This is a genomic window from Clostridium punense, from assembly GCF_017874425.1.
GTDB classification, from domain to species: domain Bacteria; phylum Bacillota; class Clostridia; order Clostridiales; family Clostridiaceae; genus Clostridium_J; species Clostridium_J punense.
On sequence record NZ_JAGGLL010000007.1, the window covers coordinates 1 to 15,942 of the forward strand.

Here is a 15,942-nt window from a genome sequence, read left to right on the forward strand (position 1 = left end):
AAATCGTCTAGGAGACAAGTATTTTTTTGATAGCAGGCTACGCCTAAGAGCTGGAGGCAAAAGAGAGAGCGTGCCGAGGCACGCCTTTTTTATTTCATAGCAAGTAACATCATATTTCATACTATCCATAAAAATAGGAGAATCTTCAAAGCAGAATATAAAAGGAAAACTTCTTAGATGGGAGTATTTATTGCTGTGAGAATTATGAATTACCTTAACTTAGAATAAAGGTGAATATTTAACAATAATAAAAGCCCTAATCAATTTTGATTAGGGCTTTACTTTAATAACTATGAAGATAATATCATAGCCCTATTTTATTAGTTTGTATATTTTCATGCTTATTTCACTGGGGAAGTATAGTGTGGTTTTCATTAGTTTAATTTTTAACTTATTAATTTTCAGAGGCTTATCAGAAGCCAGGACATGCTCATGTACAATTTAACTTCTAATCTAGAATCCCAATAAAAAAGAAAACAAATGAGCGTCTACAAAACATTACTTGGAAGCCATGGCTTTAATATGTCAAAAGGTATCTTTGTATCAATAATGCTTTCTCCCATTTTCACAGTAGGCTTCAGCTTTCCATGATAATCACTTCCACCACAGGCGTGAAGGTTGTGTTCCTTACAATAATTAAGCAATTGCTTTGTTATTTCAATAGAATGAAGGGAATGGTAACATTCTACTCCATCAAGAGCATTTAAGGATATTATTGAATCTAGAAACTCTTCATAGTTATCTGCATAATATCCATAAAGGTGTGCTAGAAAGGACTTTCCACCAGCCTTTTTTATAGTAGCTGCAACTTCTTCCACTGTGAACCAATCCTTCAGCATATCAATGAAAAATGGACTTTCTACATTGTTTATACAAGTTCTATAAAATACATTCATGCTTTCACAGACTTCCGTGCCAAGATGCTTCTCATTTTCAGGATATTTTCTAAGATCGTTATGAATAATTTGTGTTGCAAAATACTTTCCATCAATTGATAAATTATTGCTATATTTAAGGTTAAGATTTTTGCATATTTCAATTAATTTTTTTAGATAATCATTTTCCCTCTCATAAAAATTGTCATCTGAAATTAATCCTGATGAGGCTATTGTATCAAAATCAATACCATAACCTAGTATTTCGATTGGTTTCCCATTATGCATAGCTGAAAATTCACAGCCTGGGATAAGCTTACCTTCAAAGTAGTTATGAATATTAATATCTTTTAGCTTTTCATAAGCCCCAAGGGAGTTGTGATCTGTAATGGAAATATATTTTAAGCCAAGTTGTTGTGCTTTAATAAGGATATCTTTAGGTTCATCAGAACCATCTGAAGTGGTGGTGTGTATATGTAAATCTATCATATTTTCGTAGCTCCTTTATTTGTAATTACATATTTAATTTTATATAACTTTACTGGATAATACAAGAAATTAGAAATTATGAAGGTTCATTATGAAAGTTTAACCAATAATCTTAAGTATGATATAATTAAGCTATTATTTGAGAAAAAGAGTGTTTGAGGAGAGAGTAAATGTATAAAATTCTTATAGTAGAAGATGATTTAATCATTGCTAAAACAGTAAAAAATCATATAAAGTCCTGGGGATATGAAGCGGAATGTGTAACTGATTTTAAAGATATTCTTTCTTTTTTTGCTTCCTATAATCCTCAGCTTATTTTGTTAGATATTACTCTACCTTTTTTTAACGGCTTTCACTGGTGTAATGAAATCAGAAAGGTTTCCAAGGTACCTATTATTTTTATTTCCTCTGCATCAGACAATATGAATATAGTAATGGCTATGAATATGGGTGGAGATGATTTTATAGCAAAGCCTTTTGACCTTAATGTGCTAACTGCAAAGGTTCAGGCATTATTACGCCGTACCTATGATTTTGCAGGGCAGACTAATCTTCTAGAGCATAGAGGGGCAATACTTAACACCAGCGACTCCACTTTAAATTTTAAGGGAAATAAAATTGAGTTATCCAAAAATGAAAATAGGATATTAAAGATTCTTATAGAAAACAAAGGTAAGACCGTGTCTAGGGATAATATTATGACAAGGCTTTGGGAAACAGACAGTTATATAGATGACAATACCTTAACTGTTAATATAACAAGGCTGCGTAAAAAGCTGCAGGACATAGGATTGTTGGATTTTATTATAACTAAGAAGGGTGTAGGATATCTGGTGGAATGAAATGAAGAAAACAGAAGTTTTTAGTCTTGTGATGTTTTATTTGAAAGCTCGGCTAAAAGGGATTATTCTTTTAGTTTTGTGCTCTTTAACCTTCGCTATTGTACTTTTCTTATATAATGTTCCTGTAGAACCTGTAGTCTATGCTAGTGTTCTCTGGGCAATTATAGCAGTTGTTTTTCTAATTATAGATTTTCTAAGCCTATATAAGAAGCATAAACTACTTCAGGATTTAAAACACAATATTGCTTTAAAATTTGATAATCTGCCTCAACCCAAGGATATAATTGAAAGAGATTACCACGATTTACTTACTATTATTTGTAAGCAAAACCTTGAAATTACTCATAATGCAGAGGTAAATCAAAGTAAATTAATAGATTATTACACTTTATGGGCTCATCAAATTAAGACCCCTATTTCAGCAATGCATTTAATCCTTCAGACAGAAGACAATGAGTTAAGCTCAGAGCTTTCTATGGAGTTATTTAAGATTGAACAGTATGTAGAGTTTGTACTTCAGTATCTAAGACTTGAAAGTATGTCTGCTGATCTTATGCTTAAAAGTCAAAGTCTTGATAATATAGTAAAGCAGGCAGTACGAAAATATGCAAGAATGTTTATAAGAAAAAGAATTAAGCTGGACTTTAAAGACTTAAATTGTGAGGTTTTAACTGATGAAAAGTGGCTGTTATTTGCTATTGAGCAGCTTTTATCAAATGCCTTGAAGTATACTAAGGAGGGCACTATTTCAATATACATGAATGATGGCTCTAAAAAAACTCTTGTTATAGAAGATACTGGTATTGGTATAAAGGAAGAGGATTTAGCCCGCACATTTGAAAGAGGATTTACAGGCTACAATGGTAGATGGGATAAGAAGTCTACAGGTCTTGGGTTATATCTCTGTAAGCAGATTTTAAATAAGCTTTCCCACAGTATAACCATAGAATCAAGAGTGGATGAAGGTACAAAGGTAAAAATTAATTTAGAAACAATTCAAGTGGGCATAGAATAAGTTTTTATTTCAACCTTACAAAGACGTAAGGTTAGAGGAAGAAATGTAAGCCAAAGTTAAGGCAGGCATTTCTTCCTTTTGTTAAACTGAACATGATAAAAATTTGGGAGAGTGAATAATTCATGTCAATATTAGAAGTGAAAAAACTTAAAAAAATATATACCAGCCGTTTTGGAGGAAATCATGTTCAAGCCTTATCTGATGTATCTTTTTCTGTGGAAAAGGGTGAATATGTAGCAATTATGGGTGAGTCTGGATCAGGTAAAACTACATTGCTAAATATTATTGCAGCTCTTGATAAGCCTACAAATGGAGAGGTGGTTCTTAATGGCATAAGTAGTAGGAATATTAAGGAAAAGGAAATATCTAAATTTCGCCGCGATAATTTAGGTTTTGTATTTCAAGATTTTAATCTTCTTGATACTTTTTCATTGCAGGATAATATATTTTTGCCCCTTGTTTTATCCGGGAAGGCTTTTGAGGAAATGAACAACAGGTTAAAGCCTATAGCAAAGAAACTTGGCATAGATGGTATTTTGGTAAAGTATCCTTATGAAGTATCTGGTGGTCAAAAGCAAAGGGCAGCTATAGCAAGAGCTTTAATAACTAGCCCACAACTTATTCTTGCAGATGAGCCTACAGGAGCACTAGATTCTCATTCAAGCGATGAGTTATTACGTCTGTTTAATGATATAAATAAAGAAGGGCAAACCATAATAATGGTTACTCACAGTACCAAAGCAGCCAGCCACGCAAGTCGCGTACTTTTTATAAAGGATGGAGAAGTATTTCATCAACTTTATAGAGCTTCTATGAGTCAGGAAGAAATGTATCAAAAGATTTCTGATACCCTTACTATAATTGCTACAGGCGGTGAGCGATTTGAGTAAGATGTTCTATGAAAAGCTGGCTGTAACTAATATTAAAAAGAATGGAAAGACTTACTTTCCCTATATGTTAACTTGTATCTGTATTACTGCTATGTTTTATATTATGGATTTTATATCAGTGAATCCTGGCTTAGATAATATGTCTGGGGGAAATGATCTTAAGGCTATATTAAAATTTGGAACTTATGTTATTGGGTTCTTCTCAGTGGTTTTTCTTTTTTATACTAATAGCTTTCTTATTAAAAGGCGTAAAAAGGAAATTGGGTTATATAACATACTAGGTATGGAAAAAAAGCATATTGCTAAAGTGTTGTTTTGGGAAAACTTTTTTGTAGCCCTCATAACTACGGCATTAGGACTTCTTTTAGGAATTGCCTTAAGCAAGCTTATGTTTTTAGTGCTTCTTAAGATTTTAAATTTTAAGGTACCCATGGGTTTTTTTATTTCAAAACAGTCTTTATTTAAAACCGTTGCTTTATTTGGCTTTACATTTGTCTTAATTCTTATGAATAATCTAAGACAAATTCATCTCGCAAACCCTGTGGAGCTTCTAAAAGGAGGTCAAGTTGGGGAAAAAGAGCCAAAGACAAAATGGATTCTTACTCTAATTGGAGTTATCAGCCTTGGAATTGGTTACTATATTGCTTTAACTACAGGATCGCCTTTAGCAGCACTAAGTAGCTTTTTTATGGCAGTAATTCTTGTTATGGTAGGAACTTGGGCCCTATTTACTGCAGGGAGCATAGCACTTTTAAAAGCACTTAGAAAGAATAAAAATTTTTATTATAAGACCAATCATTTTATAAATGTGTCTGGTATGATTTATAGAATGAAACAAAATGCAGTAGGACTCGCCAATATTTGTATTCTTTCAACCACTGTTCTAGTAATGCTGTCTACTACAGTATCCCTATATATTGGTATGGAGGATGTGCTTAGAACAAGATACCCAAGAGATATTTCAATAAGCGCAAAAAACATTTCAAAAGATAAGTCAGAAGAACTTACTTCTATGATAAAAGAGCAGGCGGAAAAACAGGGCGCTGCTGTGAAAAATATAGTTAAATATCGATCTTTAGATTTAGCTGTAATACAAGATAAAAATTACTTTACAGATAACCGCAATGAATTGGACATGAACAATTTAGGTTTCTTAGAGTTTATCCCTCTAAGTGAATATAATCACATGGAAAACAAGTCTATTGCTTTAAAGGAAGATGAAGTGCTCCTTTACACTTATAGAGGAGAAATAGCTGAAGATAGTATTAATATTTTAGGTAATGAGTTTAAAATTAAAGAGCGTATAAATACTATGACAGTAGATGGAATTGCTTCTTCTGTAGTTTCAAATGGTTACTTTGTTGTGGTTCCTGACGAAAATACAATTGAAAAAATATTCAGTTCAAGTACTGAAGCTTCTAAAAATATTGGTGAATTATCTTATTATTTTGCCTTTGATACTGATGATAATGAGGAAGCGGAAATTACTTTAACTAAAGATATTAGTAACAAAATAAAAGAGTTATCTATTGATGGAAACTGCGAAGGTTTGGAAGAATCTAGAGTATCTTTCTTTTCTGTCTACGGAGGTCTTTTCTTCCTAGGTATATTCCTTGGAGCACTCTTTATTATGGCCACAGTGCTTATTATATACTACAAACAAATTTCAGAAGGCTATGATGATAAGGAACGCTTTGAAATTATGCAAAAGGTTGGAATGAGCAAAGAAGAAATAAAGAAATCAATCAACAGTCAAGTGCTTATGGTGTTTTTCCTTCCTCTTTTCACAGCTATTATCCATATTGCTTTTGCATTTAAAGTTATAGTAAAGCTTTTGGAAGTATTAAACCTAACTAATGTTACACTGTTTGCATATTGCACTGCTGGAACAATTTTTGTCTTTACTATTTTTTATGCTATTGTGTATATGCTCACTTCAAAGGTTTACTACAAAATTGTTAGCTAATTTATTCTGCAATTTAAGAACAAATGAACACAATCACAGGATCCCATTGGCAATTTAATATTAGTAGTAACATCTACAAAAGACCATCAACAGGGTTTAATAAAAAACCTAAAATGGGCAACACAATAGTAGTAACTTTATCAAAGATTATATTAAATTATATTAGTAGAAATTTTAAGAGTTCTAATGAATTTTCATTAGGGCTTTCTTTTTTGCAAAGTTTTTGTCTGTTAATTATATCCATGGGTAAATATAATTAAATTGTAAGGCAAATACAAGGCAGTGCATATTTGAGATACTTCGATTATGATTTTAAGGTGTCACAGGTTCGACTCCTGTTCAATATCATTCTAAGTGGTATTGATAGCTCAGTTGGTAGAGCACTATTTCTTAAATAGCTTTTCTCCTTGTATTGTAAAAGTGGGCAGTGTAGAAAAGTGTTACTTCATAGAATAAAGGGCGCTCTTAAATGAGCAGAACACTTTTCGATTTTCTCCCTTTTATTTTTAGGAATTTTACCTTAACTATATTGTATTTTGTCAGAGTAGTTCTTCTGTGCATTTAAAATGGAAGTCTTAGTCTTAAATTTAAATCTCAGTGAAGGTTTAATAGCCTTAAAAAGTCACAGAAGAAAATAAATCAGTTCATTATTTTAAAGAGGAGTGAGAATCATGAGTAAGTTTAATAGTAATTCCAATATGTTAAGTAAAAATAATGAAGGATACATTGCTTATAAAATGAGTTTAATAGATAGATTAATTATAGAAGTTTTAGCAAGTTTTTTTGGTGAAGATAAATTTTATGGAGATAATTCTTCTCAAGTTATTAAAGATATAAGAGAAGTGTGTACTACAAATCCTGGTTTTGTTGCAAATTTAGCTATATATGCAAGAAAAGAAATGCATCTTAGAACTATATCCCATGTTTTGGTTTCAGAGCTTGCAAAGTCACCTTTAGGAAAACCTTATGCTAGACGAGCAATTTATGAAGTAATAGAGAGAGTAGATGATATGGCAGAGATATTAGCATATTACTTAAATGAATTTGGAAAGCCAATACCGAACTCAATGAAAAAAGCAATAGGAGACAAGTTTTTAACTTTTGATGAATACAGCTTAGCAAAGTATAATCAGTCTAAGGAAGTTAAGCTTAAGGATATAGTATGCTTAGTTCACCCTAAGGCAAATGATGAAGAACAAAGCAATATGTTTAAAAGACTAATAGAGGGAAACTTAAAAACTCCTATTACTTGGCAAACAAAGTTATCCTCTCAAGGAAATACAGCTGAGTCTTGGGAAAAACTTATTGCAGATAATAAACTTGGGTATATGGCATTACTTAGAAACCTAAGAAATATAATAAAAAGCAATCCTAAGAACTTAAATAAAGTCTATGAAATGTTAGTAAATAAAGAATGGATAATAAAAAGCAAGCAATTGCCTTTTAGATTTTATACCGCCTTTAAGGCTTTATATAATGAAAATTTAGGAAGCTCCAAGTTATATGATGCGTTGGAAACAGCTATGAAGCATTCAACTAATAATATAACAAAGCTTCAAGGGAAAACCTTTATTTCTGCTGATGTGTCAGGTTCTATGACAATGCCAATTAGCACAAGAAGTGAGGTTACTTCAGCTAATATAGCAGTACTTATGATGGCAATATCTAATTATATTTGTGAGGAAGCGATAACAAGCACCTTTGATACTAATTTTTATTTAAAGCCAATGGCTAGTAGTAATGGAATCATTGCAAATGCATTAGCTATTCCTGTTACTGGTGGGGGTACTGATATATCATTGCCAATAAAGTATTTACTTCAAGAAAAAATATATGTGGATAGAATAATTATTTTATCTGATAATGAAATTAATTATGGCTATAAGGATACTTGTCAAAGTTATATTGAAAAGTATAAGAAGAAGGTAAATCCAGAGGTTTGGGTTCATGGAATTGATATGGAAGGTTATGGGACACAACAGTTTTGTGGTGAAAGGGTTAATATAATTTCAGGCTGGAGTGAAAAGATCTTAGAGTTCATTACCACAGTGGAAAATGGGGTTGGAGATTTAAGAAGTCATATTGAAAATTACTATTTTAAGAAGGAGAATAATTATGAAGGTTATACAAGGTAAATATAACAGTGCTAAGGTATTTACAGATAATATAGAACAAGAGGCTATTAATCAATTAGTTGAGCTTTGCAATCAACCTTTCTTAGAGGGATGCAAGGTTAGAATAATGCCTGATACCCATAAGGGTGCAGGCTGTGTTATTGGCTTTACAGCAGACTTAGGTGACAAGGTAATTCCTAATATTGTGGGAGTGGATATTGGCTGTGGCATGCTCACAGTTAATATTGGAAAGCTTAACATAGATTTAGCATTACTGGATGAAATTATAAATAAATATGTACCTTCAGGTAAAAACACCCATGAAGGTAGGATGGTTAAGTTTGAAAAATTACAGGAATTAAAGTGTTTTAGGAATTTAAAGAATACAAAATGGATTGAAAGAAGTATTGGAACCTTAGGGGGAGGAAACCACTTTATTGAAGTTGATAAAGATGAGGATGAAAATCTTTATTTGGTAATTCATTCAGGAAGTAGAAATTTAGGTACCCAGGTTGCTGACCTTTATCAGAACTTGGCTATAGATTTATGTTCAGGAAAAGAAGAATATTTTACTAAAAAGGATGAAATTATTAAAGAATTTAAAGCAGCAGGAAGAAGAAAAGAAATTGAAGGGGAATTAAAGAGTTTAAAAAAGCTATATGATGATTTAATGCCCACATATCCAAGAGATTTATGCTTTTTAACTGGGAAGTATAAGGAAGAATACCTTCATGACATGAATATTTGTCAAGAGTATGCAACCTTAAATAGAAAGGTTATGGCAGATATTATTCTTAATAAGCTTCTAGGTAAAGGATTAGAGGAGTTCGAACATTTTACCACAATTCATAATTACATTAATTTTAAAGACAATATTATAAGAAAAGGCAGTGTTTCAGCTTATGAAGGGGAAAAATTAATTATCCCAATAAATATGAGAGATGGAAGTCTTATTTGTATTGGTAAAGGCAATGAAGATTGGAATTTTTCTGCGCCTCATGGTGCTGGAAGGCTAATGAGCAGGACGAAAGCAAAGGAAAAAATCAATTACGAAGAATTTAAAAAATCTATGGAGGGAATATACTCTACCTCCATTACTGAGGCAACCATAGATGAGGCTCCAATGGTATATAAATCCATGGAAGAAATAATTGAAAACATTAGAGAAACTGTAGACATTCTTGGTATAATTAAACCAATATATAATTTTAAGGCGCAAGGATAGTCTAGGTGGAGGTGCTAAATGTTTGCTGATTTTATAAAACATTATGATTTGATACGCTCTATATTAAGAGATGTATTTTTATATGGTTGTTTTTCAAGAGATGACTATGAAAATAAAAAAAGGGGAAGCTCTAGAAAAGTAAGCTATGAAATGAGAAGAATACAGCAATATATAGAGAAAGATTTTATTAAATTTGATAGAGATGGCAAAACAAAACTATTAAGTTTAAGCTATGACTCTATTACAAACACTAAAAACTTTTTAGTTAGCACCTATTTAAATAAGAGCTTTACTAAGGCTGATCTAAAACTTCATTACAGTATACTTTTGGCTTTAAACCATTATGATAAGACTATTACTCTTAAGGAGTTAGAAGAGTTTTTTGTGGAAAATGAGCTTTTAGACTATGATAAAGTAAGCAGCAAAACTATAGAAAGAAAATTAAAAGAGCTTTGTGATTCCATGGGATTAGTTACTTGTGAAAAACAAGGAAGAGGAAAGAGTTATGGAATAGCACAGGATATTTTAAGAAGCTTAAAGGATGAAGAGATAGTTAATTTATACTTAGTAACTTCCCTTTATAAAAATGTATTTTTTCCTAATATGGCAGGGTATTATTTTCAGGATACCTTAAAACAGTATATAAGTTTTCATAGAAACATGACTAAAGATTACGAGGATGTTTTTCAATATCAAAAGCTGCACTTTCATCCCATTATAGAAGAAGAAATACTTTGGAAGTTAATTAAAGCAATAAGTAAAAATAGAAAAGTAAAAATAGAGTACAAGTTAAGTGAAAATAGACAAGTAAGGTATAACAAAGAGATAGTTATACCTTATAAAATTCGTTATGATGTAGATTGCGGAAGGTTTTATTTAGTAGCCTTTTACAATGAAAGGTGTTTTGTTTCAAGACTTGATAGGATACAGGAAATTCACCTTTTAGAGGAAGAATACTCAGAGGAGGGGCTCATTGAAAAGTATAATTTCTCCATGGGAAAAAGCTGGTCCTCTGTACATTTAAATGGAGAAAGTGCTCCTCAAACCTTGAAGTTTAAAGTAACGATTGAAAGTAATAGTGAGATGTATATTATAGACAGAATTAAAGGAGAACTTAAAACTTACTCTGTTGAAAAACAGGAGGAAAATACTTTTGTTTTTACAAAGGAAGTTAATGATTGCTATGAAATGATACCATGGATAAGAGGGTATTATGGAAAGATAGAAGTAATGGAACCAAGCTATGTAAAAAGAAAGATAAATAGTGACTGGAAGGAGATGCTTAAAAACTATGGAGTTATTTCATGAGTATAAGAATAGATATTTTAACTTGGTTTTTAAGCTATTGAATTTATCAAAGGAAGGCTTAGATAAAGAAGAAATACTAAAAATAATAGAAAAAGAAGCTTATGAGGAAAAACTAATAGGAAAAGATTTTGTAACCTTTGAAGGGTTAATGTTAAATGAATATAAAAGTGAGGATAACCTTAATTTACTTAAAGAGGTTGAGGGAAAATATTTTCCCATTTTAAATAGTGCTAATCCTGTACCCTTAGCTGTAAGGTTTTCTAATATTGAAAAGCAATGGCTTAAGGCAATGTTAAAGGAAAAAATGGCAAGAGAACTCTTAGGTGAAGAGCTAGTATTAAAACTAGAAAAAGAATTAGAAAATGTAGAAGAAATTAAAGCGGATGTAATAGAAAGAACAAATAGGTTTATAAGGGAAGAGGAACAGGATTTTAAGAGTTTGAGAGAAGTTTTCTTTACAGCTATTGAAGGGATTTTAAATAATTACCCTATAAGATATACAAGTGTGGATAAGTATGGCAAGGAGTACAAGGACAATCTTGCTCTGCCTATTAGAGTTGAATATTCGCTTAGAGATGAGACTTTAAGGCTATCAGCCTACTCTATTAATGAAGATAGACCTATTATGCTTTTATTAAAGAATATAAAAGCTATGGTCTTAGAACCAAAGGTTAAAATTACTAAGAATAGGGATGAGATTTTAAAACTCATAAAAGAAGAAAAGTATTGTAAAGAACCTATAGTTTTAGAGCTTGTGGATGAGAGAGGGGCTATGGAAAGGTGCTTTATGGGACTTTCCTCCTATGAAAGAAGCACAAGAAGCTTAGGTGATAATAGGTATGAGGTGAAAGTTTACTATTACACCTTTAATGAAGACGAGGTTATAAGAAGAATTTTATCTCTAGGTCCTTATGTAGTGGTGAAATCTCCTTTAAGCGTGAGAAATAAGATTATTGATATGTTAAAACTTAACTTCAAGCAGCTTAGATGAGATATACTACAACCAATAGCATATAATATTCACTAGATGTATAATGAGACTAAATTATACTTGTAAATTATCATAACTTAAATTATGCTATATAACTAATGGATAAATATTAAGTTGGAGTTGATTAACATGAAAGAAGAATATAAAAACATAGAGAATCCTGAAGCAACACATAGTGATGTTCAAGAGGTATGTATTGATATAAATGAGGAGGCATGGAATAAGGAAACTTATGATGCTTGGATACATAGGTTTGGAGAACCCTATGAAGCTGCCTCAAAAATTAAAATAAATCCTGAGAAAACTCTTTCTGTGCTTTATAGTAAATTTGTTGATGTGAAGGGCAAGAAAGTTATGAATTTAATGGGGTCAAATGGAAGTAAGGCAGTAGCGCTAGCGCTTTTAGGAGCCAATGTTGCTGTGGTTGATTTTTCAGAGGGGAATAAACGTTATGCTTTGGAGTTAGCTGAAGCAGCAGGTGTAAAAATAGATTATATCTTATCGGATGTACTAAAATTGCCTCAAGACCTTTTTAAAGGTGATTATGATATAGTTTTTGCAGAAATGGGCATATTACACTACTTTACAGATCTAAAACCTTTCATGAATGTTATTTATAAGCTTTTAAGTGTCAATGGAATGCTAGTAATTAGAGACTTTCATCCAGTTACAACTAAACTTATTTCTTCAAGGGGCTCAACAGCCAAAGTGCGTAAGCATAAGGTAACAGGAGATTATTTTGATACATCTTTAGAGGAAAAGGATATATCTTACTCAAAATATTTAACTGATAATGAAGAACCAAAGAAAGTTCTTCTTCGTAAATGGAATCTGGGAGAGATAGTTACTGCTGTGGCTAAAGAAGGTTTTTTAATTAAGAGTTTGGATGAAGAACCTAATTTATCTTCAGATAATTTTGATAAGGGAATTCCAAAGACATTTACTTTAGTAGCAGAAAGGATTACTCCATAGGGAATATTTATAACCGCTGAACAGAAATGTGTTTAACAAAAATCAGTTTAACTCAAATAATTAGTGTTCTTCTTTTAAGCCTTACAGAAGAAAACCCTCAAGGTTATCTTTGATTAACTTTATCTAAGAGGGAACTATTATTTATGGTTTGATTAAGTTCATGCATTTATAATTAAGATTTTACTTAGGTTACCCTGTATGAAGATAAGTAATCATTAATGAAACATATATATTAGAAAAAGCTATGTGACTACCATATAGCTTTTTCTAATATAACATATTTATTTACTGCTTAATTTTTTATTAAGTTGAACTATTAAATAAGAAATTAAAAATAGGAATGCTGCCACCATGAAAGAAACCTTTGGATAGGAATCCATTAAAGCACCAGAAAATAAGGAACCCCCCACCATACCCACTGAGTTTATAGAACTTTGAAGTCCCATTATTCTTCCATGTTCATTTTTACTATGCTTAGATATTATTGCTTGTAGTAAGGGGTTAAACATAGAAAGTACAAAGATAAATAATACAAACACACCTATAGTTGATTTAGCAAGGATATTTTCCTGCATACCAATAATCATAAGAGATATTCCAGTTGCTAGAAAAACGTATTTTAAAGATTTCTTATCTCCAATTTTTCTAGATAGTCTTGGAGTTAGATAAATGTTTGCTATCATTCCGATGATACCAGTAAAGGCCATGTAATAGCCTATTTGAAGTGGGTTTAAGTTCAGATATTTCTTTAAGTAATAGTTTATACCATTAGAGTAAGTTGTATTTGAAAAGGAAGTTAAAAGCACTATTAAAAGTAAAACCCCTAAAGAACTTGAAAGATAAGTTTTAAAGTTAGCTTTCAAAGATCCCTTTATGTTTGCTTGAGAAGTTTCTTGTACCTTACTATGAACCTGACTCTTTGGTAAAAACAGCCTCATAATTACAGCGTGAATAAGTAGTCCTGCAGCCTGGAAAGCAAAGGCATAGTGATAATCTTTTGCTCCAATATATCCTCCAGTTAAATAGCCTAATGATACACCAAAGCCAGTAATAGCTGTGTAAGTTGATATTGCCCTATTTCTTTCTTCAAGATTTGTTTCGTCTATAATGTAGGCGATAGCATTGGTGAACACTGAAGAGGAGAAAGCCCCTCCAAGAATTCTAAAGAATATTATCATAGGTACTGAAGTGCTAAAACCAAAACCTAATTGAGCAAGTCCATAACCTATGGTAGGTATGTACATAAACAGACGTCTATCTTTGTATTTATCTGAAAGGCTGCCCCAAATGGGTGACATAACAAAGCCAGCAATAGACATAGCAGCAAACATTACTCCATACATGAAGGAAGACATTTTTAGGCTTACCACCAGTTCAGGAGTAACAGGATGTCCCATATTAGCCAAAAGACTCATAAGAAACATGGTACAGGTTAGGTAAATTATTTTTTTATTCAAGTTAACACCTCATGTTAAATTTTTATAGGTAAACCTTCTCGAGTTTAAAGTTTCAACCTCTAAATAGTAGCGGATAAACTTTTATTTCATAAGACTTTATTTCTATTTATTCTATAGAAGTTTATTATTAATGATTTCATTATTTAGTAATTTAATTGTGAGAAGTTTCCTTGTTTATAATTTCATTGATAACAACTTCCTTCTTCACAATTTCATTATTTACAACAATTATGAGCAACAACTTATTTGATTTTCATCTATATAGTAACATTTTCATTATAATTCATCAACTTATATAATTTATAAGTTATTGTGATAAAAATCTACTAGAAAATTATTAAGTGCTTATGAGTTTTAGATTTAAAAGTGTAACCCTAGTGAAAGAGTACTTCAATAAACCCTTAAGACAATTAAGATTTGTTGTCTATAAAAAACGATCGATTCCTAATTTAAAAATATGGTTTATTCACTAACTAAAAGCTTAAAGGAGTCAAATTAGAGATAATTCATGGTTTAAAGGCTATTTTTATTCTATATCTTAATGGAAGTGTGATAAACATATAGGAAAAAACTATGGAAAGTGTTACAATAAACTGTGGAAATAATAGTAATTTAGCTAATTAAGGAGTAACGACAAATGAGTGTGAATCAAATAGCCTACTGGCGAAATTGGATTAATAATAGACAGGAGATACCTATGACTGAGGATGGTTATATAATAAGGTATATCATGGCAAATCAATATAGTAATACATGGGTAAAGCGTTGGGTGTGTTGTACAACTCAGAAGAATTTATATGCTTTTATTAAGTATGTGCTGCTACCATCTATTATTATTTCTAAGAATATGGGACTTAAAGATGGAGAAGTGTACATAGATGTCTGTGAGTATAATGAAACTTTAGGAATATTAGAACATGCAGGTCAAGAGGGCTATGAAAAAGCGGTGGAAGACTATGTTCGCTGGTTTGAAGAAGTAGACAACCTAGAGGATAGGGATGCAGCCTTAAGTGAAATAAGGGATTTTTTATGCAAGGTTTCTTCAGAAATTGATTTTAGGAAAGGGTTATTTGTTGAAATTAATTTATATGAAGATATAAGCTTTGTGGGAAGGGCTCTAATTAAAGAGTATGAAGAAGATGATATGGTTGAAGATTTAGAAGATATGATGGGGCTTAGCTGTAAGGATATAGAAGACTTATTTGATAATATACGTAAAAATAAGTTTATGCTAAGAAGAATTTCAACTTTATTGAATGAAAAGCTATATTAGTATTTGTTCGAAAAAAAATGTAAATTATAAAGTAAATTATTAAGTATTACTTTAGAGGTAGACTTAAAAAGTGTCAGGACATTAGTGAAGTTAGTGAGTGATACAAGATGATGAATTAGAGTTAAGACTTGGATTTACTAAAGCTAAATACAGTAAGAATATAATAGAGATTGTATACAATAAATTCGGTTTGACAAACTTTAATAACTAATATAAGCTTAAATTAATATGCTAAAAATCATTTAAAAATTCATGGATATGAATGAGAAGAATAGTTTGAAATATTTTTAAGAGAAAAATTAAGTTGTATTTAGTTTTTCTCTTAAAAGTTATATTAATATTGAATGCTCACTAAATGTGAAGACTTCTATAAGGAAGTTTTTTTTATTATATAGGAATTTCAACTTTTTTGCCTAAAAAAGCACCTGGAATGCCTTGTAATTACTTGATTTTAGAGTACATGTAGAAAAATGTAAGTAATTCCTAGCTTTTAAAAGGGTGTGTGAATGCACGCATTTGTTCTTT

General features: G+C 31.2%; 12 protein-coding genes. 10 read left to right on the forward strand and 2 right to left on the reverse strand.

The features are described from left to right. Window positions 1-488: 488 nt before the first annotated feature. A complete protein-coding gene (locus tag J2Z44_RS05590) occupies window positions 489-1,364 on the reverse strand; it encodes a PHP domain-containing protein (RefSeq protein ID WP_021284412.1) in 876 nt (291 codons plus the stop codon). 170 nt (window positions 1,365-1,534) lie between these two features. On the opposite strand from J2Z44_RS05590, the gene J2Z44_RS05595 reads away from it, so the two are divergent. The 9 genes from J2Z44_RS05595 (at window position 1,535) to J2Z44_RS05635 (ending at window position 12,687) form a co-directional block, all read left to right on the forward strand. Next, window positions 1,535-2,206, forward strand: a complete 672-nt coding sequence (locus tag J2Z44_RS05595; protein ID WP_021284413.1) for a response regulator transcription factor — start codon at window positions 1,535-1,537, stop codon at window positions 2,204-2,206. Window position 2,207: 1 nt separating this feature from the next. Then, complete coding sequence (locus tag J2Z44_RS05600; RefSeq protein ID WP_021284414.1) at window positions 2,208-3,221, forward strand: ATP-binding protein; 1,014 nt, start codon at window positions 2,208-2,210, stop codon at window positions 3,219-3,221. Between the two features lie 122 nt (window positions 3,222-3,343). After that, window positions 3,344-4,111 (forward strand): ABC transporter ATP-binding protein, encoded by a 768-nt coding sequence (locus J2Z44_RS05605; protein WP_209649401.1) that lies wholly within the window; start codon window positions 3,344-3,346, stop codon window positions 4,109-4,111. Continuing rightward, complete coding sequence (locus J2Z44_RS05610; protein WP_021284416.1) at window positions 4,104-6,077, forward strand: ABC transporter permease; 1,974 nt, start codon at window positions 4,104-4,106, stop codon at window positions 6,075-6,077. Before J2Z44_RS05605 ends, J2Z44_RS05610 begins: the two co-directional genes overlap by 8 nt. Window positions 6,078-6,748: 671 nt before the next feature. Next, entirely contained in the window at window positions 6,749-8,212 is a 1,464-nt protein-coding gene (locus J2Z44_RS05615) for a TROVE domain-containing protein (RefSeq protein ID WP_021284417.1), read from the forward strand. Beyond that, window positions 8,193-9,416, forward strand: a complete 1,224-nt coding sequence (locus tag J2Z44_RS05620; RefSeq protein ID WP_021284418.1) for an RtcB family protein — start codon at window positions 8,193-8,195, stop codon at window positions 9,414-9,416. The genes J2Z44_RS05615 and J2Z44_RS05620 overlap by 20 nt, the downstream gene beginning before the upstream one ends. Before the next feature lie 18 nt (window positions 9,417-9,434). Beyond that, window positions 9,435-10,724 carry a helix-turn-helix transcriptional regulator gene (locus J2Z44_RS05625; protein WP_021284419.1) on the forward strand — a complete coding sequence of 430 codons (1,290 nt, stop codon included), beginning with the start codon at window positions 9,435-9,437 and terminating at the stop codon, window positions 10,722-10,724. Then, on the forward strand, window positions 10,708-11,715 hold the full coding sequence (locus J2Z44_RS05630) for a WYL domain-containing protein (protein WP_021284420.1): 1,008 nt from the start codon (window positions 10,708-10,710) through the stop codon (window positions 11,713-11,715). The genes J2Z44_RS05625 and J2Z44_RS05630 overlap by 17 nt, the downstream gene beginning before the upstream one ends. 129 nt (window positions 11,716-11,844) lie before the next feature. Continuing rightward, window positions 11,845-12,687 (forward strand): class I SAM-dependent methyltransferase, encoded by an 843-nt coding sequence (locus J2Z44_RS05635; protein ID WP_021284421.1) that lies wholly within the window; start codon window positions 11,845-11,847, stop codon window positions 12,685-12,687. A 281-nt stretch (window positions 12,688-12,968) separates the two neighbouring features. Here the strand turns inward: J2Z44_RS05635 and J2Z44_RS05640 are convergent, their stop codons facing one another. After that, window positions 12,969-14,144 (reverse strand): MFS transporter, encoded by a 1,176-nt coding sequence (locus J2Z44_RS05640; RefSeq protein ID WP_021284422.1) that lies wholly within the window; start codon window positions 14,142-14,144, stop codon window positions 12,969-12,971. Between the two features lie 637 nt (window positions 14,145-14,781). Between J2Z44_RS05640 and J2Z44_RS05645 the strand changes: the two genes are divergently transcribed. Further along, window positions 14,782-15,417 (forward strand): hypothetical protein, encoded by a 636-nt coding sequence (locus J2Z44_RS05645; protein WP_021284423.1) that lies wholly within the window; start codon window positions 14,782-14,784, stop codon window positions 15,415-15,417. The last annotated feature ends 525 nt before the right edge of the window (window positions 15,418-15,942 follow it).

What these genes read in the sequence shown, in the direction of transcription:
- J2Z44_RS05590 (WP_021284412.1), bottom strand. Translation starts at nt 1,364, where the DNA reads ATGATAGATTTACATATACACACCACCACTTCAGATGGTTCTGATGAA.
- J2Z44_RS05595 (WP_021284413.1), top strand. Translation starts at nt 1,535, where the DNA reads ATGTATAAAATTCTTATAGTAGAAGATGATTTAATCATTGCTAAAACA.
- J2Z44_RS05600 (WP_021284414.1), top strand. Translation starts at nt 2,208, where the DNA reads ATGAAGAAAACAGAAGTTTTTAGTCTTGTGATGTTTTATTTGAAAGCT.
- J2Z44_RS05605 (WP_209649401.1), top strand. Translation starts at nt 3,344, where the DNA reads ATGTCAATATTAGAAGTGAAAAAACTTAAAAAAATATATACCAGCCGT.
- J2Z44_RS05615 (WP_021284417.1), top strand. Translation starts at nt 6,749, where the DNA reads ATGAGTAAGTTTAATAGTAATTCCAATATGTTAAGTAAAAATAATGAA.
- J2Z44_RS05620 (WP_021284418.1), top strand. Translation starts at nt 8,193, where the DNA reads ATGAAGGTTATACAAGGTAAATATAACAGTGCTAAGGTATTTACAGAT.
- J2Z44_RS05625 (WP_021284419.1), top strand. Translation starts at nt 9,435, where the DNA reads ATGTTTGCTGATTTTATAAAACATTATGATTTGATACGCTCTATATTA.
- J2Z44_RS05630 (WP_021284420.1), top strand. Translation starts at nt 10,708, where the DNA reads ATGGAGTTATTTCATGAGTATAAGAATAGATATTTTAACTTGGTTTTT.
- J2Z44_RS05635 (WP_021284421.1), top strand. Translation starts at nt 11,845, where the DNA reads ATGAAAGAAGAATATAAAAACATAGAGAATCCTGAAGCAACACATAGT.
- J2Z44_RS05645 (WP_021284423.1), top strand. Translation starts at nt 14,782, where the DNA reads ATGAGTGTGAATCAAATAGCCTACTGGCGAAATTGGATTAATAATAGA.